16 protein-coding genes and 1 pseudogene are annotated in these 24709 nt (G+C 69.1%); 3 read left to right on the forward strand and 14 right to left on the reverse strand.

Features of this window, described 5'->3' with window-relative positions:
* Nucleotides 1-239: 239 nt before the first annotated feature.
* The 5 genes and pseudogenes from ACGFU7_RS16460 to ACGFU7_RS16480 all read right to left on the reverse strand — a co-directional run.
* Nucleotides 240-1505 carry a protein kinase gene (locus ACGFU7_RS16460; protein WP_393696342.1) on the reverse strand — a complete coding sequence of 422 codons (1266 nt, stop codon included), beginning with the start codon at nucleotides 1503-1505 and terminating at the stop codon, nucleotides 240-242.
* Nucleotides 1506-1518: 13 nt separating this feature from the next.
* Nucleotides 1519-5097, reverse strand: coding sequence for a WD40 repeat domain-containing serine/threonine protein kinase (locus tag ACGFU7_RS16465; RefSeq protein ID WP_393696344.1), 3579 nt, complete (start codon nucleotides 5095-5097; stop codon nucleotides 1519-1521).
* Nucleotides 5097-5744: a DUF7019 family protein gene (locus ACGFU7_RS16470; RefSeq protein ID WP_393696346.1), complete on the reverse strand. Its 648-nt coding sequence runs from the start codon at nucleotides 5742-5744 to the stop codon at nucleotides 5097-5099. The genes ACGFU7_RS16465 and ACGFU7_RS16470 overlap by 1 nt, the downstream gene beginning before the upstream one ends.
* A 212-nt stretch (nucleotides 5745-5956) precedes the next feature.
* A complete protein-coding gene (locus ACGFU7_RS16475) occupies nucleotides 5957-7036 on the reverse strand; it encodes a DUF4037 domain-containing protein (protein ID WP_393696624.1) in 1080 nt (359 codons plus the stop codon).
* 72 nt (nucleotides 7037-7108) lie between these two features.
* A pseudogene (locus ACGFU7_RS16480) lies at nucleotides 7109-7563 on the reverse strand (IS5/IS1182 family transposase); the annotation flags it as partial.
* A 166-nt stretch (nucleotides 7564-7729) separates the two neighbouring features.
* Here ACGFU7_RS16480 and ACGFU7_RS16485 point away from each other — a divergent pair.
* Nucleotides 7730-8125 (forward strand): VOC family protein, encoded by a 396-nt coding sequence (locus ACGFU7_RS16485; protein WP_393696348.1) that lies wholly within the window; start codon nucleotides 7730-7732, stop codon nucleotides 8123-8125.
* A gap of 155 nt (nucleotides 8126-8280) precedes the next feature.
* Here the strand turns inward: ACGFU7_RS16485 and ACGFU7_RS16490 are convergent, their stop codons facing one another.
* From ACGFU7_RS16490 to ACGFU7_RS16515, 6 genes are all read right to left on the reverse strand, one after another.
* Nucleotides 8281-8679: a TnsA-like heteromeric transposase endonuclease subunit gene (locus ACGFU7_RS16490; RefSeq protein WP_393696350.1), complete on the reverse strand. Its 399-nt coding sequence runs from the start codon at nucleotides 8677-8679 to the stop codon at nucleotides 8281-8283.
* Between the two features lie 201 nt (nucleotides 8680-8880).
* Nucleotides 8881-10662: an ABC transporter ATP-binding protein gene (locus ACGFU7_RS16495; protein WP_393696352.1), complete on the reverse strand. Its 1782-nt coding sequence runs from the start codon at nucleotides 10660-10662 to the stop codon at nucleotides 8881-8883.
* Nucleotides 10659-12551 (reverse strand): ABC transporter transmembrane domain-containing protein, encoded by a 1893-nt coding sequence (locus ACGFU7_RS16500; protein WP_393696354.1) that lies wholly within the window; start codon nucleotides 12549-12551, stop codon nucleotides 10659-10661. Before ACGFU7_RS16500 ends, ACGFU7_RS16495 begins: the two co-directional genes overlap by 4 nt.
* Before the next feature lie 199 nt (nucleotides 12552-12750).
* On the reverse strand, nucleotides 12751-14202 hold the full coding sequence (locus ACGFU7_RS16505) for a Gfo/Idh/MocA family protein (RefSeq protein WP_393696356.1): 1452 nt from the start codon (nucleotides 14200-14202) through the stop codon (nucleotides 12751-12753).
* A 259-nt stretch (nucleotides 14203-14461) separates the two neighbouring features.
* The gene (locus ACGFU7_RS16510) at nucleotides 14462-17413 is read right to left on the reverse strand and encodes an FAD-binding and (Fe-S)-binding domain-containing protein (RefSeq protein WP_393696358.1); all 2952 of its coding nucleotides are present in this window, start codon (nucleotides 17411-17413) and stop codon (nucleotides 14462-14464) included.
* A gap of 78 nt (nucleotides 17414-17491) precedes the next feature.
* Nucleotides 17492-17935, reverse strand: a complete 444-nt coding sequence (locus ACGFU7_RS16515; RefSeq protein WP_393696360.1) for a MarR family winged helix-turn-helix transcriptional regulator — start codon at nucleotides 17933-17935, stop codon at nucleotides 17492-17494.
* 168 nt (nucleotides 17936-18103) lie between these two features.
* Between ACGFU7_RS16515 and ACGFU7_RS16520 the strand changes: the two genes are divergently transcribed.
* Together ACGFU7_RS16520 and mltG are read left to right on the forward strand one after the other, a co-directional pair.
* A complete protein-coding gene (locus ACGFU7_RS16520; RefSeq protein WP_393696362.1) occupies nucleotides 18104-19909 on the forward strand; it encodes an ABC transporter ATP-binding protein in 1806 nt (601 codons plus the stop codon).
* A 387-nt stretch (nucleotides 19910-20296) separates the two neighbouring features.
* The gene (gene mltG, locus ACGFU7_RS16525) at nucleotides 20297-21145 is read left to right on the forward strand and encodes an endolytic transglycosylase MltG (RefSeq protein WP_393696364.1); all 849 of its coding nucleotides are present in this window, start codon (nucleotides 20297-20299) and stop codon (nucleotides 21143-21145) included.
* A gap of 12 nt (nucleotides 21146-21157) precedes the next feature.
* On the opposite strand, the gene ACGFU7_RS16530 is transcribed toward mltG, so the two are convergent.
* From ACGFU7_RS16530 to ACGFU7_RS16540, 3 genes are all read right to left on the reverse strand, one after another.
* Nucleotides 21158-22312: an NAD(P)-binding domain-containing protein gene (locus ACGFU7_RS16530; protein ID WP_393696366.1), complete on the reverse strand. Its 1155-nt coding sequence runs from the start codon at nucleotides 22310-22312 to the stop codon at nucleotides 21158-21160.
* Nucleotides 22313-22426: 114 nt separating this feature from the next.
* Nucleotides 22427-23635: an LLM class flavin-dependent oxidoreductase gene (locus tag ACGFU7_RS16535; protein ID WP_393696368.1), complete on the reverse strand. Its 1209-nt coding sequence runs from the start codon at nucleotides 23633-23635 to the stop codon at nucleotides 22427-22429.
* A complete protein-coding gene (locus ACGFU7_RS16540; RefSeq protein ID WP_393696370.1) occupies nucleotides 23632-24660 on the reverse strand; it encodes an ABC transporter substrate-binding protein in 1029 nt (342 codons plus the stop codon). Before ACGFU7_RS16540 ends, ACGFU7_RS16535 begins: the two co-directional genes overlap by 4 nt.
* Nucleotides 24661-24709: the final 49 nt, after the last annotated feature.

The raw sequence follows: 24709 nt of genomic DNA on the forward strand, positions 1-24709 counted from the left end.
GGGCCAGGCCACGGCCTCCCGGTCAGCCGACCGGGATGCAGGGTCCACGGCTTCGTGCGCAGTGTTTCTTGCGGAAACGCCGGAATCCGCGCTCGGTGCGCGCCGGTGCCGTCGTTCGAGAGTGAGCAATCAGGGTCATAGGCGCATGACGGTTGGTGACAGTCCGTGTGCAGTTGCAGATGCCCACGCAGGGGATTTTGACCTGCGTGGGCATATGCAATTGCAGTGGAGGACGCGCCTCACATGGCCTGACGGATAGCGCTCCGAAGGTCGGAGGCGGTGGTCAGAGTGATCCGGGGCCGGTCGATGAGGCCGGAGTCGATCAGCTCGGCGAGCCGCCGGGGGAGGGAGGGCAACCGGTCACGTACCGGCACCGGCGGCTCGCGCAGGACGACGGCGACCGGGTCGGCGCCGGGCGGGAAGTCACGTGGGGCCGAGCCGGTGAGCATCCAGTACAGGCAGGCTGTCACGGCCCACAGATCGGCTTCCGGGCGAGCGTACTTGAAGTCGATCACCTGGCCGCGCGGCATGAAGGCCAGGCTTCCGCCCATCGCGCCGGTCAGGGTGTGCCCGGACAGTCCGGCGCTGTCGAACGCCTTGGCCAGGCCGAAGTCCGCGATCTTGAGTGTCATCCGCTCCCGGTCGCCGGTGAGCAGCAGATTCTGCGGTTTGATGTCGCGATGCACCATCCCGTGACTCACGGTGACGGTCCCGTCGGAGAGTCGTACGGGTACCTCCGCGGTGTGTGCGTAGTCCAGCCCGCGCAGCGTCTGCAGGGTGATCGCCAGCGCCTGCTCGACGCTCAGTCTGCCGCCGACCCGGGCGACCCAGTCGGCGACACTGCCCCAACGGCAGAACTCGCAGGTGAAGTAGAACGTGCTGCCGTGCACGCCGCCACCGTGGAAGGCGACCACATTGCGGTGCCGCAGGGCCCGCGTGCAGGCGAACTCGCGCAGGAACCCGTCGCGGGCCGCCCGGCTGACGGAACCATGGGCCAACAGCGTCTTCAAAGCGAGGAGTTCACCCGTCTCCTCCCGGCGGGCGAGGTGGACGACGCCCTGCCCGCCACGGCCGAGCTCCTGGAGCAGTTGGTAGCCGCGGATCGCGGTGAGGTCGGTTCCGCCCGCCTCCGCGGCGGCCAGCAGCGTGTGCAGGGCGTCGGCGGGGTCCTGGCGGGCATCGGGCACGGTCGCGGGCTTCGCGCCGGTGACAGTGACCAGCAGGAGCGCATTTCCGAGGCGGATCTCGTCTCCATCGGTCAGCTCCCAGGCGGCCGGGCTTCCCTTCAGTGGCCTCCCGTTGACGTACGTGCCGTTGCGGCTGCCGAGATCCTTCACCCGCAGGTGCGGCGGATTGACGTCGAACATGCAGTGGTGGCGGGAGACCTTCTTCTCGCTCCGGGCCAGCCGGATGCCGCATTCCTCGCCGCGCCCGACCAGGCAGGTAGTGCGGCGGGTGAAGGTGTGGACCTCGGCGGACGAACCGGCGCGGACGATCAACGACACCGAGGGGGGCACGCTACCCGCGGCCTTCCCCGCCGGGTGACGGCTGCGGCGTGAAGTCGAAGTCCCAGTTGAGCTCCCACCCCCGGACAGTGCCGTGGTAGTCGCCGCTCACCAGCCGATGGTCGTCTTCACTGAGGGACACGGTGTGCACCTTGCTCCGATGTCCCTCCAGAACGCGCAGCAGGCGGCCGGTGTCCAGATCCCAGACGCGGATCTGCCGTCCGCGGACGCCGGTCACGGCGAACCGGCCCTCGCCGGTGAGGGCGAGCGCCGTGGTCTCGCCCGCGTCGGGGATCGATCGCAGGACGCGACCCGTGGCGAGGTCGAACATGGTCAGCGTCGAGTAGTCGGCGGTCACTCCCCGCCGGCTGTCGGCGCTGGTCGCCAGAATGTGTTCGTTGTTGGTGCCCTCCAGGGAGTAGAGCTGCCGGCCCGTCAGGGTGTCGAAGGCCCACAGGCCGTGGCCGCCGTAGTCCAGCAGCGTTCGGCCGTCAGGGCTGAAGCCCAGGCTGAGTCCGGGAGGCCGCTCGGTGCGATTCCACAGCCGCTCGCCCGATTGCAGGTCCCACAGGCAGATCTCGTCCTCATGGCGGTACCAGGTCTCGGACACATCCCCGCGGGTGTGGGCCCTCGACGCCGCGAACCGGCCGTCGACGCTGATGGCGACCGCGGCCACAGCATGGCGATGGGAGGTGACGGTGACCCAACGCGCATTGACCGTGCGCTGCGCCCTGTCGATCGCCAGATCGCACCAGCGCAGTTCGCCGCTGCTCTCGCCGGTGAGCACCCGGTCCCCCGCCGGAGTCATCGCCATCGCTTCGGCCTTGCCGGTGCTCGACAGGGGGTAGGCGCAGTCGCCGACGAGATCGAGCAAGGACACGTTCCGGTGGTGTTTGTCGTGGATGACGGCCGCCTGGTCGTCGCCGGTCAGAAGGAGGGTCGTCGCCGACCCCACATCCCAGGTGAATTCGGCGAACCGTCGGCCGTCGGCCGCATTCCAGACGTCGATCGGTCCCCCGAGCCGGACGGTGGCGAAGTAGTTGCCGGACCGGCTGAGCGCCAGTGTGAGCGGATCGGGGAAGTGCCCGGCCCCGTCGAGGTCGAAACCCGACCACGCGCCGCGCAGCCTCGTCCGGCGCCCGTGCCGGCCCACGTGTCTCCAGACGTCCCGCAGTTCGGGGTGCCGCTCGAAGCCGGGAACGGCCTCCGCGGCCCGCAGGCAGTCTGCGCTCTGCGCGAACCGCCCCTGGCGTGCGAGCCGGACCGCCTGCTCCATGCGGTCCCGGAACCGCTCGCCGTGGTCGGTCAGTTCCCCTGCGGCCTTGGGACGGGCATACGCCCAGGGGGCCCGGTAGCCGACCGACGGCATCGGCTGCACGCGGATCGCCTCGTACAGACCCAGAACGGCGGTGCGGCCGTCGGCACTGACGGCGGCGGATCGGGCGAATGTCGTGTCGTCCGCGCGGTCCGGATCCTCGGATTCGAGCGTGCGCAGGCAGCGGCCGGTCAGCGGTTCCCACATGCGCACCGGCACGCCGCTGATTCCCACGACCGCGAGGGAGCCGCCCGGGGCGAGCGCACTGATGTGCACCTGCCGGAGGCGGTGCCGTACCTCGGCGACGACACGGCTTGTCCGGGAGTCCCACAGGACCATCGGTCCTTCGGCCCAGATCTGCAGCGCGTGCCGCGCGTCGGCCGAGAGCGCGCTGCCGTAGTGGACCGCCCCCCAGGCCCCGTGTCCCCGTTCGTCCGACGGCGCGGTCAGAACCGCATGACACTGTCCGCCGGCGACGTCCCAGGCGCGGACCGTCTGATCTCGCGACATGTCGGACGAGGCGGACAGCGCGACGGCGCCGTCGACGCTCAGGCTCATGGCGTCCACGGGCCCTTCATGGCCCCGCATCCGCCGCAGGATCTTTCCGGTGCGGAGGTTCCAGAACTGCAAGGTGCCGTCAGCGTGACCGGTGGCGGCGACCGTACCGTCACCGCTGAGCGCGACAGCGGTGACGGACGCAGCTTCGATCCCGTCCGGCAGCGGCACCCGCTCGCCGCGGGTGAGGTCCCACACCTCCAACGTCGCCTGGCCGCGGACCACCAGGCCGGTCAGGCCCTCGGCGTCGACGGCGGTTGCGACGACATTGGCGCCATCGGTGGTCAGCTCGTGCAGGCAGCGGCCACTGTCCGCCGCCCACACGCGTACGCCTCCGTGGTAGTCGCCGGCCAGCACCCGGCGCCCGTCGGCGGTCACGGCCACCGCGGTGACGCTGTTGACGTGCCCGGTCAGGACGACCGGCCGCAGGTCCGGACGGCGCTCCGCCTCGGCCAGAGCCTCGGTGATCTCCGCCGAATCCGGCTCCTCACGTGCGGCTTCTCGCAGCAGTTCGACGGCCCGCTCCCGGTCGTCGCGCTCGAGGTGGACGAATCCCAGCAGGCGGCCGGCGAGCCGGGCGTCCCCGCCGATGTCCCGGGCGGCCTCCAATTCGGCGACCAGCTCCAGGTCGGTCTTGTCTCCCTTGCGCCACAGGTACAGGCCGTAGTTGAAGCCGGCGATCGGATGGTGGGGGTCGGCTGCGATCGCCTCCCGCCACAGTGCCTCCGCCTCCTCGGCGCGCCCCAGGTCGAGCAGCGACAGCGCCTGGTTGGACAGCCCGTCGGCCAGCAGCGCGACGGCCTGCGGCGCCCTCCGGGGGAACGGCGTGCCCGTGAGGTCGCCGTACAGATCACCGAGGACGCCGGCGAGATCTCCCAGAGCCGGGCGGTCCTCGGGGGTGGTCACGAAGCACTGGCGCAGCAACCCGACGACCGCCGGGGGCACGGTGGGCACCCGGGCGTCGGCCGGCTCGCCCGCCATCAGTTCCTCGAGCGCTTCGGCGGCGGCCTGGCCGTGCCGGGTGGGGCGCCGGCCGGTGAACAACTCCAGCACGGTGAGCGCCCACGACCACACGTCGGTGGCGGGCGTCAGCCGGATCTCCCGCCGCCCGGTGGCGGCGAGTGCCTGCTCGGGGGAGCAGTAGGCGGGCGTCATCCCGCCGAAGGTGACGTCGGGAGGCGCGCCGTGCGGGGTCCCGTCGCCGGCCGGGCGCATCCCGGCCAGGCCGAAGTCGGTGACCTTGGCGGTGCCGTCGGGTTCGAGCATCACATTTGCGGGTTTGACGTCCTGGTGGACCAGGCCGGCGGTGTGCGCGTGGTCCAGGCCCCACGCGATCTGCACGGCGATGTCGAGGATCCGACGCAGGGCGGTGACCGGGCCGCCCTCGTAGAGCCTGCCGTCGGTGACGGCCTCGGCGAGGCTGCCGCCGTCGACCCACTCGGCGAAGACCCGGGGCAGCCCGTCGACGGTCCGGACGTACGAGCAGTTGACCGCGTGCGGGTGCAGCCCGAGACCGACCCAGGTGCCCGCCTCCGCCTCGAACCGGCGTCTGCCCCCGGCTGAGGCGACCAGTTCCGGGCGGGGTGTCTTCACCGCGAGGTCGACGTTCCAACCGCGGTGCCGCACCCGGTGGACCACGCCCATACCGCCGCTGTGTACGACGTCCAGCACCTCGTACAGGTCGAGGATCACCTCGCCGGGCTGCCAGCTCTCCGGTGCCATCAGTCGGCCATGGCGACGTACAGAGGACTGCCCAGGAGAACCCGCATGTCCGGACGGGGGTCCAGTTCGGGGTACGGACTGGCGCCCTCCAGCAGGCGCCGGGCCACGAATTCCACGGACTGCGCCGGACCGCGCAGAAGGCGTCCGGCGGAGTGCACCCAGGCCAGTGCCGACGGGTCGGTGGGCATCTCGACGCCGTCAGCGGCGAAAGCCGCAGCGAGACCCGCGAGCAGTGACGGCATCGAGGACGGCGCGAACACCGGATCCTGCGGAGTGCTCCCGCCGAGCACATGGCTGCCGGCTCCACCGAGCCCGACGACCGTCCGCGCGGTTCGGCCGCCGAAGTACACCGACGACCCACCGCCCTCGCCGCGCAGCGGTCCCCACTGCATCGGCAGGGTGCCGCGGAAATAGGGACCCGGATCGTCCACCGACCCTGTCCGTTCATGCTCGCGCAGGTGCTCAAGCACCCGCTCCAGCCTGGCCACCCGGTCCGGCGCGGACGCCTCGACGCTGCGCTTGAAACTGAAGAGCTTCAAGCTCATGCCGGCCTCCGTGGTGCGTCGACCGGTGAAGGACGGGTCGATCTGCGAGAGCAGCATGTCGACCTTGGCGTCGCTGATGTAGAGGTAATAGCGAATCGACACCCCGTCAGGCTAGCGCCGCCCCGTCTCTCCTGACCCGGTTTTGTCGTGCACGTTTGTAGGTTCCACCTTCTCGTGCGCACTGGCTCCAGCGGAAAAACCGGATTCCGCGTGAAGCAGTCACTGCGGATGTCGGTCCTCCGTGTGCAATCGGAGCCCTGTCGGGCAGGCCGCCTGTCACATTCAGTGATGGCGTCCGGCGGGCCGTCACCTGCCTACTTGTCGAGCTGTGACGTGGCCGGTTCGACACCTGTGATGTAGCGCTTGCGACGGTCGGCGAATTGGGTCACGTCGGTGCTGTCGACGAACTGGTCGATCGCCCCAACGGGCGGCAGCGACCTGATCTGCGGGTCGTTGATTGTCGCCATCAGGGTGTCGGTGAAGCGGTAGCTGTCCATGACAAGGAACGGCCGGGTGTGGAAGTAGCGGGCCTTTGTCTCCAGTGGTTCGGTCAGGCCCAGGTCGTTGTGCATGCCTGCGGCGATCTCATAGGCCGGCGAAAGATGCCGCTCGCGCTCCTGCCAGCTTCGCGCCGCCAGCGCCCCTGACAGAAGCGGCGTGAGCGCTGCCGCGCACGGGAGCTTCGCGAACGCGGTGCCCAACCATTTGCTGTACGGCGGATAGACCCGGTTCATCAGCAGACACAGCTTCATCAGGTCGCGCACCTGTCGGCCGGTCACTACTGCGGAACCCAGGTCGTCACCGACCTCACCGCAGCGCCCGACGAACGGCTCCTCCTGCGACAAACGCATCCACTGGCAAGCCAGGATGTAGCGCCAGACGTCGTCCGGATACCAGGTCAGCTCGTTGCGGTAGGAATCAAGCAGGCCGAGTCCGTCGTGGAAGACCGCTCCGCCGGTCAGCTCGCGCAGCACCTGTGTCGGGGTCGTCAGCCAGCCGGACACCGACAGGCCCACGGCCGGATCCTCGCCGAGGTGCTCGGTGAAGAAGCCCTGAAGGTCATTGACGTCAACCCAGTGCCGGGCCGGTGCATCGTCGGGAAACGGAAAGCGGACCGGGTAGCCGCGGAACGTCTCCGGCAACTCGCGGTCGAGCAGTGCACGGAGCTCATCCGCGTGTGCGCGGAAGCCGTCGCTGCTGAGGAACACCTGCATCCGTGGGCCCCAGGCGTGGTCGGTTGAACGTGCGGTGTCGAAGCCCTGCACTTCGGAGCCCCAGCCGATCAGTGCTGCCGAATACGGCAACCCGTCCAACGCCGTGTTCAGGATGGGGGTGACGGCCTCGGCGTGGAAGAGTCGTGCCAGCTCGAGACCGGGCAGGAAGACACGTGTCATGGCCGCCACCCTGGCAGAACCGCACGGCCGGTGGCCAACCAATATCGAGCGTCCCAGTTACTGTCCGCAGCCGAGCGGCCAGCCGTCGGGTGCGGAAATGACCTGGACGTTGCCGCCGTGGTGCTTGTGTTTGCCGACCACCACAGGTCGGCCTTGTTCGGGCCGGGGACGGCGACGCGATCGGCACGGATGACGGTGCCGCCGAGGTTGAGGTGTGTATAGCCGGCCGCGACCGCGCGCTCCAGGGTGGTGGACAGGTCTGGGGCGTGGTCGGCGAGCACGGTCAGCCCTTCGTGGAGGTAGCGGTAGGTCGTCGGGACGGAGATCCGGTTGTCGCGGGCGAGTTGAGCCAGCCGGGTACCGTCCAGGAACCAGCGCAGGATCAACACGCTCTGCCTGAAAGGCCCCAGGGCGCGAGTGCCCCTGCGGGTCCCGAGACGCTCGCGGTGTTCGAGCAGCAGCTTCGCGAGGGCCTCAGCAGTGGCCCGGCTGACATCGAGCACGCCGGTGCAGGTGATACTGGTCAACGCGTGAAGCCCCTCGGTACCCGGAACCTGTTCTTCGCAGACCTGTTCCTACCAGGGGCTTCACGCGTATCTGATGCTGGGTCAAGCCTGTCCCTAGTCAGAAAGATCTCGGATCTGTCGGACGGGCGGCATACTCTGAGCGCCGTCCGCACTATCTGGGAGAGTCGTGACAAGTAGGTTCACCGAGTTGGCCGTTGACTGCCATGATCCGGAGAGGCTCGCGGCCTTCTGGTGCGAGGTCCTGGACTTCAAGGTGATCGACCGGAGCGAGGGCAAGGTCGAGATCGGCTCCTGGGTGCCGACCGTCGGGGATGTTCGGGCCCGTCAGATGCCGCCCACCCTGCTGTTCATCCAGGTGCCCGAGGGCAAGACCGTGAAGAACCGGCTTCATCTCGACGTCAGCCCGATCGACGGCAGCACCGAGGACGAGGTGACCAGATTGCTCGGCCTCGGCGCCACCAAGACGGATGTGGGCCGGGGCTCAGACCGAAACTGGGTGGTCATGACAGACCTTGAGGGCAACGAGTTCTGCGTCCTACGCACCCTGGCACCGCAGAACTAGGCCGCGAGCGGGCACCCGCACCCCGTCACGCACCGCAACCGTCACGTTGCCGAGAAGACCTCAATCTTGGCTTCAGCGACCACACCGGGGCGGCGATATGCCGCCAGGAAGCGGACGTTCTCCAAAAGCACGCGGTCTGTTCCAGACCAGATTTCTTACTCCCAGCCATGCCGCTCGATCAATTCCCCCGGCCGGGCCAGGGCTTCCACGATTTCCGGACCGGAGAGCCGCTCTGCCGGTTCGACGTTGACCACGCGAACTGTCCCCGAGGCCATGACCAGCAGGAAGTCCGGAATATATCGACGCACACGTCCACCGACACGGGCAGTCAGACGGCACGGCTGGGCGTAGATTCCGCGTACCGCAGGATCCATGTCGGCTAAAAGCAGCCGAGCAAGCTCCAGTCGGCTCTCATAGACCACGGGACCAGCCATCGTTGCTGATGCAGAGCGTCCCGAGTGATGCATCTGACCGCGGACGGAGCGAAAACTTCGCCACGGTACCGACCACGTGAAATCCGCCAACCGCACATCACGGAATGGGACTTCACGCACTGACGTCGTCGTACCGGATCGATGTCATGGCCAACTCGTGCTTCCTGCTGACAGGGGCTGGACTCTTGATCACCATGCGGAGGACCGTAGTCACTGAGCGCAGTCAGTGATCGAGGACCCGTGAAATTGCCCATCTGTTGCCCATTTCACGGGTCCGTTGTCCATCGAAACGCGGAACCTACAAGTTCAGGCTTCAGCTCCTCAGCCGTGCCAGGACCGCCACAGCGCCGCATAGGCACCGTCCGCCGCCACCAGCTCGTCATGGCTGCCCAGCTCACTGATCCGGCCGCTCTCCACCACCGCGATCACATCCGCGTCGTGTGCGGTGTGCAGCCGGTGGGCGATCGCCACGACCGTACGGCCATCCAGCACCCGGGCCAGCGAGCGCTCCAGGTGCCGGGCGGCCCGCGGGTCCAGCAATGATGTCGCCTCGTCCAGCACCAGTGTGTGCGGATCGGCCAGGACCAGCCGGGCCAGTGCGATCTGCTGGGCCTGAGCCGGTGTCAGCGCCAGGCCGCCGGAGCCGACCTCGGAGTCCAGCCCCTCCTCCAGGGCCCTCGCCCAGCCGTCCGCGTCGACCGCCGCGAGCGACGCCCACAGCTCGGTGTCCCCGGCGCCGGTACGGGCCAGCAGGAGGTTGTCCCGCAGCGAACCGACGAACACATGGTGCTCCTGGTTGACCAGCGCCACATGTGTACGTACGCGCTCCGCCTTCATCCGTGACAACTCAGCGCCACCGAGCGTGACTTCACCCGTACGTGGGGCGTAGATCCCGGCCAGCAGCCGTCCCAGCGTGGACTTGCCGGCGCCGGACGGGCCGACCAGCGCGAGGCGCGTACCCGGTGCGACGTCCAACGACACCTTGTGCAGGACGTCGAGCCCGGCGCGGTAGCCGAAGTGCACTTCGTCGGCCCGGACATCACGGCCGTCCGGGACGACCTCCGCATCGCCCGCGTCCGGCTCGATGTCCCGTACGCCGACCAGCCGGGCCAGCGATACCTGCGCGACCTGCAACTCGTCGTACCAGCGCAGGATCAGGCCGATCGGGTCGACCATCATCTGCGCCAGCAGCGCACCCGTCGTCAGCTGCCCCACGGTCAGCCAGCCCTCGATGACGAACCAGCCGCCGAGCATCAGCACCGCGCCGAGAATCGTCACATAGGTGACATTGATGACAGGGAAGAGCACGGAACGCAGGAACAGTGTGTACCGTTCCCACGCAGTCCACTGCTGGATGCGTGTGTCCGACAGCGCCACCCGGCGCGTGCCCAGGCGGTGGGCCTCCACCGTCCGTCCGGCATCCACGGTCTCCGCGAGCATCGCTGCGACCGCCGCGTATCCGGCGGCCTCCGAACGGTACGCGGACGGCGCCCGCTTGAAGTACCAGCGACAGCCGAGGATCAGCACGGGCAGGGCGATCAGGACCGAGAGTGCCAGCGGCGGAGCCGTCACGGCGAGCGCGGTCAGGAGCAGCCCCGCCCACACCACACCGATCGCCAGCTGCGGCACGGCCTCGCGCATCGCATTGGCCAGCCGGTCGATGTCCGTGGTGATCCTGGAGAGCAGATCACCGGTCCCGGCCCGCTCCAGCACGCCCGGCGGCAGCCCGACCGACCGTACGAGGAAGTCCTCGCGCAGATCGGCCAGCATCTCCTCACCGAGCATCGCGCTGCGCAGGCGCATCATCCGGGTGAAAACGGTCTGCACGATCAGCGCGAGCGCGAACACTCCGGCGGTGCGCTCCAGATGCAGGTCGGTGACGCCGTCGGAGAGGTCCTCGACCAGCCCGCCCAGCAGATACGGGCCGACGATCGAGGCGCTCACCGCGATGGCGTTGAACGAGATGAGCACGGTGAACGGCCTGCGGTGGCGCCGCAGCAGCTCCCGTACATAGCTCCGTACGGTGGTGGGGGTGCCGACCGGCAGGGTCGTCGCCGACTCAGGTGCGGCCGGGTCGTACGCCGGTTCTGCGACGCCGATCATGCCCGTTCCTCGATTTCCTCGATCGTCTTGATTCCCTTGATCGCGTCCTGAGGGGTCAGGACCGCGATCTCGTCGTCCGTATCGCGTGTCACGACCGCCCGGTAACGCGGGTCGGTGTGCAGGAGTTCACGGTGTGCGCCGACCGCGACGACCGTGCCCCGGTGTACCAGGACCACTCGGTCCGCGAGGTCGAGCAGCAGCGGTGACGAGGCGAACGCCACGGTGGTACGGCCCTGGCGCAGTGCCTTGATTCCGGCGGCGACCCGGGCCTCCGTGTGCGAGTCGACGGCGGAGGTCGGCTCGTCGAGAACCAGCGCCTCCGGGTCGGTCACCAACGAGCGGGCCAGTGCGAGCCGCTGGCGCTGGCCGCCCGAGAGCGACCGGCCGCGTTCGGTGATGCGTGTCGTCATGGGGTCGCCGTCGGTGGCGACGGACGCCTGCGCCAATGAGTCCAGCACATCGCCGCAGTGGGCGGCGGACAGCGCGTCCTCGGCGGTCACCCGGCCGGACGACGGAACGTCGAGCAGCTCGCGCAGGGTGCCGGAGAGCAGTACCGGGTCCTTGTCCTGGACCAGTACGGCGGTCCGCGCCGAGTCCAGCGGGAGTTCGTCCAGCGGTACGCCACCGAGCAGGACGGACGGGGTCTTCGGCTCCGTAGTGGCGTCGTCCGTGGAGTCGCGTGTTCCGTTCCCTGCCGCATCCTCCGCCCCGTTCGCGTTCCCGTCCTCGTCTGCGTTTACATGCGCGTGTCCGCCGAGCCGCTCGGCCAGCCGGCCCGCCTCGTCAGGATCGCCGCAGACCACCGCGGTGAACAGTCCGGCCGGGGCCATCAGCCCGGTGACCGGGTCGTACAGATCGCCGGTCGGTGTCGCGTCGACGGTCGACGGCCGGTCCGTACGGTGCAGCGACAGCACCCGGACCGCGCGCTGGGCGGAGGGCCGCGAGAAGGAGTACGCCATCGCGATCTCCTCGAAGTGGCGCAGCGGGAACAGCAGCATCGACGCCGCGCTGTACACCGTGACCAGCTGACCGACCTCGATCCGGCCGTCGCGGGCCAGGGCCGCCCCGTACACGACCAGCGAGATGAGCAGCACGCCCGGCAGCAGCACCTGGATCGCCGAGATCAGCGACCACATCCGCGCGCTGCGCACCGCGGCCTTGCGGACCTCCTGCGAGGCGCGCCGGTAGCGGCCGAGGAACAGCTCCTCGCCGCCGATCCCGCGCAGTACCCGCAGCCCGGCCACGGTGTCCGAGGCCAGTTCGGTGGCCTTGCCCGCCTTTTCGCGCTGGAGGTCGGCGCGCCGGGTGGCCCGGGGGAGCAGGGGCAGTACGGCCAGGGCAAGCAGCGGCATGGCGAGTGCCACCAGGACGCCCAGCGACGGCAGATAGAGGATGAGCCCCACGCAGATCAGCACGAGGGCGGCAGCAGCGGCCGCGAAGCGGGAGAGCGCCTCGACGAACCAGCCGATTTTCTCGACGTCGCCGGTGGACACCGCGACGACCTCGCCCGCGGCGACCCGGCGGGTCAGTGCCGCGCCGAGTTCCGCGGTCTTACGGGCCAGCAGCTGCTGAACGCGCGCGGCGGCAGTGATCCAGTTGGTGACGGCGGTCCGGTGGAGCATGGTGTCGCCCAGCGCGATCAGTACACCCAGGATCGCGATCAGGCCACCCGCCCACGCGAGCCGGCTGCCTGAACGGTCGACGACCGCCTGCACGGCGAAGCCGACGGCAGGCGGCAGCCCGGCAAGGGAGCACTGGTGCAACAGGCCCCAGGACATGGACTTGAGCTGGCCGCGGAGCTGGTTGCGGCCGAGCCAGAGCAGGAAGCGTGGGCCTGACCGGACATCGGGATCGCCAGGGTCCGAGTACGGAAGATCGCGAATCTGCATGACGTCCCATGGTTCGGTGTGTGTCGGTTTGTTCGGTGAATGACTCAAACCGTGCAAGGTTCGCCCCGGGACGTCCTTCGGAGCAATTGGTTTTCTCCAGGAACGGCACATATCGCGCCATGGTCGCGATACGGGCGGGCGAGGCGCTGCGGGGCCCGGGTCCAGCCGAGCGAGCCCCGCAGCCCGTCGTATCGGCCCGTCAGGCCTTCTCCGGATTCTCCGAGTCCATGCCGGAGCGGGCCTTCTTCCACTCACCGCGGGTGAAGTCCGGAATCTGCTGCGGCGCGCCCTTCGCCTTGATGGACAGATGGCTGAGCGGCACGGGCGACGTCCACGTCGCCGCGTCGTACACATCGAAGTCGGGAACGAGGCCGAGCCGCATGCACTGCATCAGCCGGAAAACCAGCATGTAGTCCATACCGCCGTGACCGCCGGGCGGGTTGGCGTGTTCCTTCCACAGCCAGTGGTCCCACTGGGCGTACTCGGCGAAGTCTCCCCAGTTGTCGTCGGTGTGGTCGGGCTCGATGTAGATACGGGCCGGATAGTCCTCGAAGACACCCTTCGTACCGCCGAGGCTGTTGATCCGCGAGTACGGATGCGGAGTGGACACATCGTGCTCCAGCCGGATGACCCGTCCCTTGGCGGTCTGGACGAGACTGATCGTCCGGTCGCTCTCGATATAGGTCTCCTTCCAGCTCGGATCACCGGCCGGCATGTTCTTCTCGCGGTACTCGGCGAGCCCCAGGGACGGGGAACCGACACTGGTGATGCTCACCGCGCGGTCGCCGCGGTTGATGTCCATGTAGTTGGCGACCGGACCGAAGCCGTGGTTGGGGTAGAGATCGCCGCGCAGCCTGGTGTGCCACAGCCGGCGCCAGGGACCTTCGTAGTACCCCGGGTCGAACATCAGGCCGCGCAGATCGTGGTTGTACGCGCCCGCGCCGTGCAGCAGATCACCGAAGAGACCGGCATGCGCCATGCGCAGCACCCGCATCTCGTTCTGCCCGTAACAGCAGTTCTCCAGCTGCATGCAGTGGCGTCCGGTGCGCTCGGAGAGATCGACCAACTCCCAGAGCTGGTCGAGCTGGAGAGCGATCGGACACTCCACGCCGACATGTTTGCCGTTCAGCATGGCGGTCTTCGCCATCTCGAAGTGGAAGTCCCAGGGCGTCGCCACATAGACGAAGTCGATGTCCCCGCGCTTGCAGAGATTCTCGTAGTCGTCCTCGCCGTTGGTGTAGACGGCGGGCGCCGGCTGACCGGCGGCGGTCACCTTCGCGGCCGCCCGTTCGGCCTTCTCCCTGACCGGGTCGCATACGGCGACGACCTGTACGCCGGTGACGGCGAGGAAGAGATCGATCATGCTGCCACCGCGGTTGCCGAGGCCGACCATGCCGACCCGGACGGTGGAGCGCGGGTCGAACGGCACCCCCACCATGGTGCGCCCCTGGCGCTTGGGAGCGGTCGGCTGTCCCGCGACGGCGGCCTCCGGGCTCCGGGCGGGGGCTGCTGCTGCGGTGCCGCTGCCGATGCCGCCGAGTCCGAGCCCGGCGCCGGCCACTGAGGCGGTCGTCCATAGAACCGAGCGGCGGCTCATGGAGCCTTCGTCGCCGTCCTGCGTACCGTCGTTCTGCTGTGCTGCGTCGTTCATCGATCCTCCAGAAGGGGGGTCTGACGTGCGCGGCTGGTGGATGAACCTCGTTAAGGACCTTGGTAGTTGAGGCTGCTGATGCGCAAGGGGGAGGATTGGACTCCTGCTCCGAAACCATGGACTTTCGTGCACACGGAAAAGATTTATGCACACGCAAAAGCCGGGCGGGCTCGGAAAGCGAGCCCTGCCCGGCGATTGAGGACATCGTCAGGACCGTCGGGCGACCGAGGCCGAATCGGTCACCGGATGGCCCCGGTGATCACCGCACAACAGCCCCCGGCCGCGTGGCCCGCTCCAGCTCCATCACCACCGAGTAGTACGACCGCCCCGTGGCCCGGTCCATACCGATCTCGCACATCCGGTTGGCCGAGAGATACGCGTCGTACTCCCGCGCATTCACCTCGGCGGCCTCCTTCGCCGTCGCGGAGGCCGTCAACTCCTTGTGCAGCATGCCGCGGTCGCCCGCGAAGGCGCAGCACCCGGCATCGTCAGGGATCACGACCTCTTCCGCGCAGGCCTCCGCGACCGTACGCAGCTGCTCCACGTCGTCCAGATGCTGCATGGAACATGTCGGATGCAGGACCGCCGAACCTGTCTTCCGGAGCACCGTCAGCTCGGGAAGCAGCTCGTCTGCCGCCCAGACCAGGGAGTCGACAACGGTCAGCTCCCGGTGCAACTCCCGGTTGTCGTCGGTGAGATACGGCACCACCTCATGGGCGATGCCCAGCGTGCACGACGATGCGTCGACGACCAGCGGCAGCTTTCCGCCCGCTGTCCAGCCCCAGGCCGCTTCCACGATGCGGTTGGCCATCACGGCATTGCCCTCGTCGTACCCCTTGGAGTGCCAGATCGTCGCGCAGCAGGTCCCCGCGACATCGTCCGGGATCCATACCGGCTTTCCGGCGCGGGCGGAGACGGCGACGACGGCCTGCGGCAGCGACGGGCCGCGATGGCCCTCGGGGCCGCCGAAGATACGGTTCACACACGCCGGGTAGTAGACGGCGCTCGCCCCGACCCGGGCGGTACGGGGCAGCTTCCGGGCGGCGGCGCCGGGGATCTCGGGCAGCCACTCGGGCATCAGATCGGGACGCACGACCTTGCGGGCGAGCCCGGTGAGCGTCTCCAGCGGCCCGTCACCGATCCGGTCGCCGATCCGGTCGGCCGCGGCGACCGCGAGCCGTGCCGCCGCCTCCACCGCCTTGAAGTTCTTCGCGGTGAGCGCCGCGATCCGCTCCTCGCGCGGCGAGTGCCGCTGGTGGCGGAAGTCCTTCATCATGGCGCCGGTGTCGATGCCGACCGGGCAGGCGAGCTTGCAGGTCGAGTCGCCCGCACAGGTGTCGACGGCGTCATAGCCGTACGCGTCGAGCAGCTGCTTCTCCACCGGTGAACCGCCCGGCTGCCGCATCATCTCCCGGCGCAGCACGATCCGTTGGCGCGGCGAGGTGGTCAGATCATGGCTGGGACAGGTGGGTTCGCAGAAGCCGCACTCGATGCAGGGGTCGGCGATCAGCTCGACCTCGGGGATGGTCTTCAGCCCGCGCAGATGGGCCTTCGGGTCTCGGTCGAGGACGATCCGGGGCGCCAGGACCCCGTCGGGGTCGATGATCTGCTTGGTGCGCCACATCAGCTCGGTCGCCTTCGGGCCCCACTCCAGCTCCAGGAAGGGGGCGATGTTGCGGCCGGTGGCGTGCTCCGCCTTCAAGGAGCCGTCGAAGCGCTCCACCGTCAGCCGGCAGAAGTCGTCCATGAACGCGGCGTAGCGGTCGACGTCGGACGGCTTCGCCGCGTCGAAGGCGAGCAGGAAGTGCAGATTGCCGTGCGCCGCATGGCCGGCGACGGCGGCGTCGAAGCCGTGCTCCGCCTGAAGTCCGAGCAGGGCCTCGCAGGCATCGGCCAGCCGGGAGGGCGGCACCGCGAAGTCCTCCGTGATCAGCGTCGTACCCGAGGGCCGGGAGCCGCCGACCGCGGCGACGAACGCCTTGCGGGCCTTCCAATAGCCGGAGATGACCTTGGCTTCGCGCGTGAACTCATTGGTCACCGAGGCCACGGGCGCGACCAGGTCGAGCTCCTCGACGACGGCCGCCGCCGCCCGCTCGTACGCCTCCTGGCCCGCCTCGTCCGGAGCCCGGAACTCCACCAGCAGCGCCGTGGTCTCCTTGGGCAGCTCGGCCCAGTCTGCGGGCACGCCCTGGACGCTCACCGACGCGCGCAGCGTATTGCCGTCCATCAACTCGACGGCGATCGCCCCCGCCTCATTGAAGCGGGGCACGGCGGCCGCCGCGGCGGTCAGGGAGGGGAAGAACAGCAGGGCGGTGGAGATGCGGCGGTCCAGCGGCAGCGTGTCGAACACGACCTCGGAGATGAAGCCGAAGGTGCCCTCGGAGCCGACCATCAGACCGCGCAGGATCTGCACGGGCGTCGAGCCGTCCAGGAAGGCGTCGAGCCGGTAGCCGTTGGTGTTCTTGATCTCGTACTTGGCGCGGATCCGGGCCGTGAGCCCGGCATCCGCCTCGATCTCCGCCTTCAGCGCCAGCAGCCCCTCGCACAGCCGCGGCTCGGCATGGGCCAGGTCCTCGTCCGCCGCAGGGTCGCCCGTGTCGACGACCGTGCCGCTCGGCAGCACGAAGGTGAGCGAGGAGACGGTGCGGTACGAGTTGCGGGTCGTTCCCGCGGTCATTCCGGAGGCGTTGTTGGCGACGACTCCACCGATCGTGCAGGCGATGGCGCTGGCCGGGTCCGGCCCCAGCAGCCGGCCGTGCCGGGCGAGGGTGGCGTTGGCCCGCATGACCGTCGTCCCCGGCCGGATACGGGCCTGCGCGCCGTCGTCCAGGACCTCGATGCCCGCCCAGTGGTGGCGTACGTCGACAAGGATGTCCTCACCCTGGGCCTGGCCGTTGAGACTGGTGCCGGCCGCCCGGAAGACGACCTCGCGGCCCTTGCCGTGCGCGTACGACAGGATCGCCGAGATGTCGTCGATGTCCTCCGGGACCACGACGACCTGGGGGACGAACCGGTAGGGACTGGCGTCGGAGGCGTACTTCACCAGGTCGGAGACCTTCCACAGCACCTTCTCCGGCCCCAGTAGGCCGATCAGCTCGCCGCGCAGCGGTTCGGGCGTGCCCGGAGCCTGCCGGTCGGGGACCCGGTCCAGGGACGGAGTACGCACCGCACCGGGGCGGAGTGTTTCCGGCTTCGGCTCCAGCAGTGGCATGTCGGTCTCTCCTCGGCGGTTCGGTTCGGCGACAGCTCACATGCAGCACCCATCGGGCGTACGTGCGTCCGTACAGGTTCAGCAGCGGCGCTCCGGCATTCCGTTGACCAGGGCGGACAACAGTCCACCGAGCACCTCGCGCTGATCGGCGGTCAATGGAGCCAGGATCTCCTCTGCGGAGGCCCGGCGCGCGTCGCGCAGCGACCGGAGGGTGGCGAGGCCCTCCTCGGTGATCTCGATACGGACCACCCGGCGGCTGTCCGGATCGGGGGCGCGGCGCACCCGGCCGCTCGCCTCCAGGCCGTCGACCAGACTGGTCACGGCGCGCGGGACGACGTCCAGGCGCTGCGCGAGGTCCGCCATCCGGGGCGGACCGTCGTAATGCGCGACGGTGCGGAGCAGCCTGAACTGAGCGGGAGTGATGCCGATCGGCTCCAGCTGGCGGCTCTGAATCCGCTGGAGCCTGCGGGTCACCCGCAGCAACTGCTCGGCGAGCACGCCATCGGCGTCGGAGGTGTCCATGCAGGGAACAATATCAGGACCTTGTACATTGTGAGTATAGGTAACAATGAGCTATGCTCTCAAAAGTTTGAGTCCCCGTTCTGAGTCCCGGTCCGAGTCCTCAAGCTGAGTCCCCAGTCTGAGTCCCCAGCCTGAAGTCCCGTTGTCGCACGCCCGACGAAGGAGCCCATGAAACCCGACGAAATCACCTGGACACCCCCGCCCCGGGACGGGAGCCGCCCGCCCGCCGAGCTGCGCCGCATCCTGCGCCTCTTCCATCCCTACCGAGGCCGGCTCGCCCTGGTCGGGCTGCTCGTCGGCGCCTCGTCGCTGGTGTCGGTCGCCTCGCCGTTCCTGCTGCGCGAAATCCTGGACACCGCCATCCCGCAGGGGCGTACGGGACTGCTGTCGCTGCTCGCCCTCGGCATGATCCTCACCGCCGTGATGAACAGCGTCTTCGGAGTCCTGCAGACCCTGATCTCCACCACGGTCGGCCAGCGCGTCATGCACGACCTGCGCACCGCGGTCTACGCCCAGCTGCAGCGGATGCCGCTGGCCTTCTTCACCAGGACCCGCACGGGCGAGGTGCAGTCCCGCATCGCCAATGACATCGGCGGCATGCAGGCGACCGTCACCTCCACCGCGACGTCACTGGTCTCCAATCTCACCGCGGTCGTCGCCACGGTCGTCGCCATGCTGGCGCTCGACTGGCGGCTCACCCTCGTCTCGCTCCTCCTGCTGCCGGTCTTCGTCTGGATCAGCCGCAGGGTCGGCCGTGAGCGCAGGAAGATCACCACCCAGCGCCAGAAGCAGATGGCCGCCATGGCGGCCACGGTCACCGAGTCGCTCTCCGTCAGCGGCATTCTGCTCGGCCGGACGATGGGCCGGGCGGACTCCCTCACCAAGGGCTTCGCCGAGGAGTCCGAGAAGCTGGTCGATCTCGAAGTGCGCTCCAGCATGGCCGGGCGGTGGCGGATGTCGACGATCGGCATCGTCATGGCCGCCATGCCCGCCGTCATCTACTGGGCAGCGGGCATGGCCCTGCAGTCCGGCGGCCCCGCCGTCTCCATCGGCACGCTTGTTGCCTTCGTCTCGCTCCAACAGGGTCTTTTCCGGCCCGCCGTGAGCCTGCTCTCCACCGGGGTGCAGATGCAGACGTCCCTCGCGCTCTTCCAGCGGATCTTCGAGTACCTCGATCTCAAGGTGGACATCACCGAGCCCGAGAACCCCGTCCGGCTGGAGAAGATCCGCGGCGAGGTCCGCTTCGAGGACGTCGACTTCAGTTACGACGAGAAGAGCGGCCCGACCCTCAGCGGCGTCGATGTGACCGTGCCGGCCGGCGGCAGCCTGGCGGTCGTCGGACCGACCGGGTCCGGCAAGTCCACGCTCAGCTATCTGGTGCCCAGGCTCTACGACGTCACCGGCGGCCGGGTCACGCTCGACGGTGTCGATGTGCGCGATCTGGACTTCGACACACTGGCGCGGGCCGTGGGTGTGGTCTCCCAGGAGACGTATCTCTTCCATGCCTCGGTCGCCGACAACCTGCGCTTCGCCAAGCCGGATGCGACCGACGCCGAGATCGAGGCAGCCGCCCGTGCGGCGCAGATCCACGACCACATCGCCTCACTGCCCGACGGCTACGACACCCTGGTCGGTGAACGCGGCTACCGCTTCTCGGGCGGCGAGAAACAGCGCCTTGCCATCGCCCGTACGATCCTGCGCGACCCACCCGTCCTGGTGCTCGACGAGGCGACGAGCGCCCTCGACACCCGTACGGAATTCGCCGTGCAGGAGGCGATCGACGCGCTCTCCGCGGGACGCACCACCATCACCATCGCGCACCGGCTCTCCACCGTCCGCGACGCCGACCAGATCGTTGTCCTGGACGGGGGGCGAACCGCCGAGCGCGGCAGCCATGACGAACTCCTCCAACAGGACGGCCGCTATGCCGCCCTGGTCCGGCGCGACAGCCAACTGGCCCCCGCACCGAGCTGATTCGGCGGGGATGGGCGTGCCCCCTGCCGAGGCCGTACATGCGGCGACGCCGCCGCTCCCGTGGGACGGGGAGCGACGGCGCCGTGCGGAGCAATGGTCAGACGAGCCAACCCACGAAGTGGACGATGCCGGCCAGCAGGTTGGTGATGAGGTTCATCCGGTGTTTCTCCTTGTACATGGTGCATCTGTGGGACTGCGCAGTCGCGGTCTGCAGCCCGTCGCTTGCGCCCTGTAATCATCATCCGCCGCAGGGGAGTTGAGCAACGAACAGCGAAACGATCACACGTTCCAGCGAACACCCGATCCCCTGTTCGTGTGTTCTGGTTCGTGGAGTGTGGGCCCGTGTCGTCCAGGTAGGGGTTCCGGACGGCGGGATAGCGTGCCCGCATGGCGAACGAGTCCCCGGACACCCCGCCCCGTCGCACTCTCCGCCCGACGCGGCGCGGCCGTCTGGCGCTGCTCATCGGCATCGTTCTCGTCCTCGTCGTGGCCGCAGCCGTCCTCGTACCGCTGCTGACGCGGGGGCCGAAGGTCGAGCGGGCCCGCCCGCTCGTGATCCCCGAGGGATGGCGGGCGTCCCAGGTGTACGCCGCAGCCGACAAGACCCTTGCCGTCGCATCAGGCACCACCGAGAAGGCCGCAGGTACGGCAGATCTGCCGCTTCCGGCCGAAGCGAAGGGCAATCCCGAGGGGTACCTCTTCCCGGCGACGTACCCCGTCACCTCCGACACCACCCCGCAGAGCCTGCTCAGGTACATGGTCGACACAGCGGTCAAACGGTTCGGCGCGGACCACATCACCGCAGGCGCGCGGCGCAATGGCGTCTCGGTGTACCGGACGGTGACGATCGCAAGCATCGTGCAGGCCGAGGCGGACACCGAGGGCGACATGGGCAAGGTCGCCAGGGTCATCCACAACCGGATCGACCGGGGCATGCCGCTCCAGATGGACTCCACACTCAATTACGCGCTCAACCGCAGCACCCTGGACACCACCACGGGCGACACGAAGATCGACAGTCCGTACAACAGCTACGAGCGCAAGGGGCTGCCGCCCGCACCCATCGGGAACCCGGGAGAGCAGGCAGTGATGGCGGCGATCGCCCCCACGCCCGGACCGTGGCTGTACTTCGTCACGGTCGCGCCGGGGGACACCCGCTTCACCAGCAGCTATGCAGAACAGCAGAGAAACGTGGAGGAGTTCAACCGCAACCGCCGCAGCGCTTCCGGCGGCTGAGCAACTGCGCCGTCACACCACGGCCGGCGCGAGCTCCCCGTCCGCCCTCGCTTCCACCTCCGCCCCGGTCTCTGCCTCGGTCTCCGCCTCGGTCTTGTCCAGCAGTCGTGTGATCGCACGCACCGCGGCCCGCCCCGCCCGGTTGGCGCCGATCGTGCTGGCGGACGGCCCGTACCCGACGAGATGGATGCGCTCGTCCCGTACCGTCTGTGTGCCCTCGACCTGGATGCCGCCGCCCGGCTCGCGCAGTTTCAGCGGTGCGAGATGATCGATGGCGGCCCGGAACCCGGTTGCCCAGAGGATGACATCCGCCTCGACCGCCCGGCCGTCGTCCCACGCGACTCCGGTCGGCGTGATCCGGTCGAACATCGGCAACCGGTCGAGCACCCCCTCCTCGCGGGCGTGCCGGACCGCGTCGGTGAGCGGCAGCCCGGTCACGCTCACCACACTCTGCGGCGGCAGTCCGCGCCGCACCCGCTCCTCCACCATTGCCACGGCGGCCCGCCCCTGGTCCGCGCCGAACGGCCCCTCCCGGAAGACCGGCGGCCGACGCGTCACCCAGTACGTCTCTGCCGCCACCTCGGCGATCTCCATCAGATGCTGCGTTCCGGAGGCGCCGCCACCGACCACCATCACGCGCTGCCCGGCGAACTCGGCGGGCCCCGGGTAGTTCGCGGTGTGCAGCTGCCGCCCCCGGAAGCTCTCCTGGCCCGGGTAGCGCGGCCAGAACGGCCGGTCCCAGGTGCCGGTGGCGTTGATCAGGGCACGGGTGGCGTACGTACCCTCGGACGTCTCGACGAGCAGCCGCCCGCGGTCGCCCTCACGCACGGCGCTCACCTCGACCGGCCGGTGAACCCGCAGGCCGAAGGTGCGCTCGTACGTGTCGAAGTACTCACCGATCACCTCGGACGAGGGCCGGCTGCCATCGGCTCCGGTGAGTTCCATACCGGGCAGCGCGTGCATGCCATGCACCTTGCCGTACGTCAGCGAGGGCCAGCGGAACTGCCAGGCGCCGCCGGGGCGCGGGGCATGGTCGAGCACGACGAAATCACGGTCGGGCTCCATGCCCGCGCGTCGCAGATGGTAGGCGCCGGACAGTCCTGCCTGTCCGGCGCCTACCACGACGACATCGACCGTGTGTGCTGCGCCCACCCCGAAGTTGTTCACGCTTCTACCAACTTCTTCGGAGGTGAGGATCTTCCCGCGAGCAGCTGCGGTTCTTTCTCACCTGCCCGCCGACGGACCGGCCCGGCCTCCTGGCCCGCCGACGCACGCCCTGCCTCAGCGGCCACCGGCAACCAGCAGCGGAGCCCCGCCCGGCGCGGACGCCGGCCGGCCGTTCGCCGCGGGCACCCCGAGCAACGGCGACGCCGGTACGGTCGACAGCAGACCGCGCGCCGCCAGCTCGGGCGTCACACCCTCGCCGAACCAGTACGCCTCCTCCAGATGCGGGTAACCGGACAGCACGAAGTGCTCCACACCCAGTGCGTGGTACTCCTCGATCCGGTCGGCGACCTCCGCATGACTCCCGACCAGTGCGGTGCCCGCACCGCCCCGCACCAGACCGACGCCCGCCCACAGATTCGGCGAGATCTCCAGCTTGTCGCGGGAGCCGCCGTGCAGCGCCAGCATCCGCTGCTGCCCGACCGACTCGCTCCGCCCCAAAGCCTGCTGAGCGGCGGCGACCGTCTCGGGATCGAGATCGCCCAGCAGCCGGTCGGCCGTCGCCCACGCCTCCCGGGACGAGTCGCGGGAAATGGTGTGCAGCCGGATACCGAAGCGGACCGTACGGCCCTGCTCCTCCGCCAGCCCGCGGATCCAGTCGATCTTCTCCTTCACCGCGGCCGGTGGCTCGCCCCAGGTCAGATAGACATCGGCATGCGCGGCGGCCACCGGCCCCGCCGCTGCCGACGACCCGCCGAAGAAGATGTCCGGCAGCGGGTCCGGCGGCAGCGCGGTCAGTCCGCCCTCCACCTGGTAGTGCTCACCGTCGAAGTCGTAGGGCCGCCCGCTCCAGGCACCCCGCACCACCGAAAGGAATTCGGCGGTCCGCGCATAGCGCCGGTCGTGATCCAGATGGTCACCGAAGCGCCGCTGCTCCGTGGAGTCGCCGCCCGTCACCACATTGAGCAGCAGCCGCCCCCGGGTGATCCGCTGATACGTCGCGGCCATCTGCGCCGCGAGCACCGGCGAGATCACGCCCGGCCGGAACGCCACCAGGAACTTCAGCCGTTCGGTGTGCTGAGCCAGTGCCACTGTCGTCAGCCAGGCATCCTCGCACCAGGTTCCGGTGGGCGTCAGCACGGCCTCGAACCCCAGCTGCTCGGCGGCCTTGGCGATCTGCGCCAGATACTCGATGTCGGGTGCACGCACCCCGCTCACCGGAGTGATCCGGTCCCGCTTGATCCCGCCGTCGGTGTAGGCGTGCCGGTCGACGAGCGTACGTCCGTCACCGCCGGTGGGCAGGAACCAGTGCAGATGAACATTCATGACGAGGCCTTTCCGTACGAACGGGGAGCTGTGGAGGACGGGGGAAGATCGCGGTTGAAGCGGGTGTCGACGTAGTCCTTGAAGGTGAAGCGCCGCGGAATGAGCTTCAGATCGGCGAACGTGTCGGCAATCGACTGCTCGGAGGCGATCGCGGCAGGATCGATGGCAACGGGCACCCGGGTCCCGTAGCTGCGCTTGACCGCGTCCAGGGCCACCTCGTACGGCAGCCCGGTCTCCTTCGCCCAGACCTTCGCCCATGCCTCCGGGTGCTTGAACACCCAGTCCTGCGCCCGCTGCAGACGGCGCAGCAGGTCACCGATGGCCTTGGACTTCTTGGCGTCCTTCAGCGCGGAGGGCGAGGCCACCTGGAAGCTGAGACCGTTCACAATGCCCTCACCGGTGGTCAGCACCCGGGCCTTCGTGCTGCGAAGCACCTGCGAGGTGTACGGATCCCAGATGGCCCAGGCATCGACCTTGCCCCGGCTGAACGCGGCCAGCGCATCGGCCGGCTGAAGGTACTTCAGCTTCACGTCCGAGACGCCGAGCCCCGCCTTCTTCAGCGAGGCCACCAGCTGGTAGTGGGCCGAGCTGCCCTGCGCCACGGCGATCGACCTGCCCTTGAGCTGCGCCGGATTCCGCAGCGGCGAGTCCTCCGGGACCACGAGCGCCTCGCCCGTGGACGAGCCATGGCTGGCCCCCACCACGACGATCTTGGAATCGGAACCTGCGGCGAAGACCGGCGGGGTGTTGCCGACGCCCCCGATGTCCACGGCCTTGGCGTTGACCGCCTCAAGGAGGGGCGGCCCCGAGGTGAAGGTCGACCATTTGATCCGGTAGTCGAGGTCGTCCAGCTCACCGGAGGCGCGCAGGATTGCCTCGTAACCCCCCTTCTGGTCACCGATGTTGAGGGTGACACTGTCCTTCCCGTCGGTGTTGTCCGTGGTGGAGGCGGACGTGGCCCCGCCGCAGGCGGCCAGCAGCAGAGTGAGGGGGACGAGCAGGGCGGGCAGGGTACGGCTTCTCATCGGCTTCTCTCGCATCGGCTTTTCTTTCATCGGGGCGGGCCGGAAATCG

The sequence above is a fragment of the Streptomyces sp. NPDC048473 genome (assembly GCF_043200155.1).
Taxonomy (GTDB): Bacteria; Actinomycetota; Actinomycetes; order Streptomycetales; family Streptomycetaceae; genus Streptomyces.

Coding starts and splice junctions, on each gene's coding strand:
- ACGFU7_RS16465 (WP_393696344.1), bottom strand. CDS start 5,097: ATGGCACCGGAGAGCTGGCAGCCCGGCGAGGTGATCCTCGACCTGTAC.
- ACGFU7_RS16475 (WP_393696624.1), bottom strand. CDS start 7,036: ATGACACGTGTCTTCCTGCCCGGTCTCGAGCTGGCACGACTCTTCCAC.
- ACGFU7_RS16495 (WP_393696352.1), bottom strand. CDS start 10,662: ATGATCGGCGTCGCAGAACCGGCGTACGACCCGGCCGCACCTGAGTCG.
- ACGFU7_RS16500 (WP_393696354.1), bottom strand. CDS start 12,551: ATGCAGATTCGCGATCTTCCGTACTCGGACCCTGGCGATCCCGATGTC.
- ACGFU7_RS16505 (WP_393696356.1), bottom strand. CDS start 14,202: ATGAACGACGCAGCACAGCAGAACGACGGTACGCAGGACGGCGACGAA.
- ACGFU7_RS16510 (WP_393696358.1), bottom strand. CDS start 17,413: ATGCCACTGCTGGAGCCGAAGCCGGAAACACTCCGCCCCGGTGCGGTG.
- ACGFU7_RS16515 (WP_393696360.1), bottom strand. CDS start 17,935: ATGGACACCTCCGACGCCGATGGCGTGCTCGCCGAGCAGTTGCTGCGG.
- ACGFU7_RS16520 (WP_393696362.1), top strand. CDS start 18,104: ATGAAACCCGACGAAATCACCTGGACACCCCCGCCCCGGGACGGGAGC.
- mltG (WP_393696364.1), top strand. CDS start 20,297: ATGGCGAACGAGTCCCCGGACACCCCGCCCCGTCGCACTCTCCGCCCG.
- ACGFU7_RS16535 (WP_393696368.1), bottom strand. CDS start 23,635: ATGAATGTTCATCTGCACTGGTTCCTGCCCACCGGCGGTGACGGACGT.
- ACGFU7_RS16540 (WP_393696370.1), bottom strand. CDS start 24,660: ATGAGAAGCCGTACCCTGCCCGCCCTGCTCGTCCCCCTCACTCTGCTG.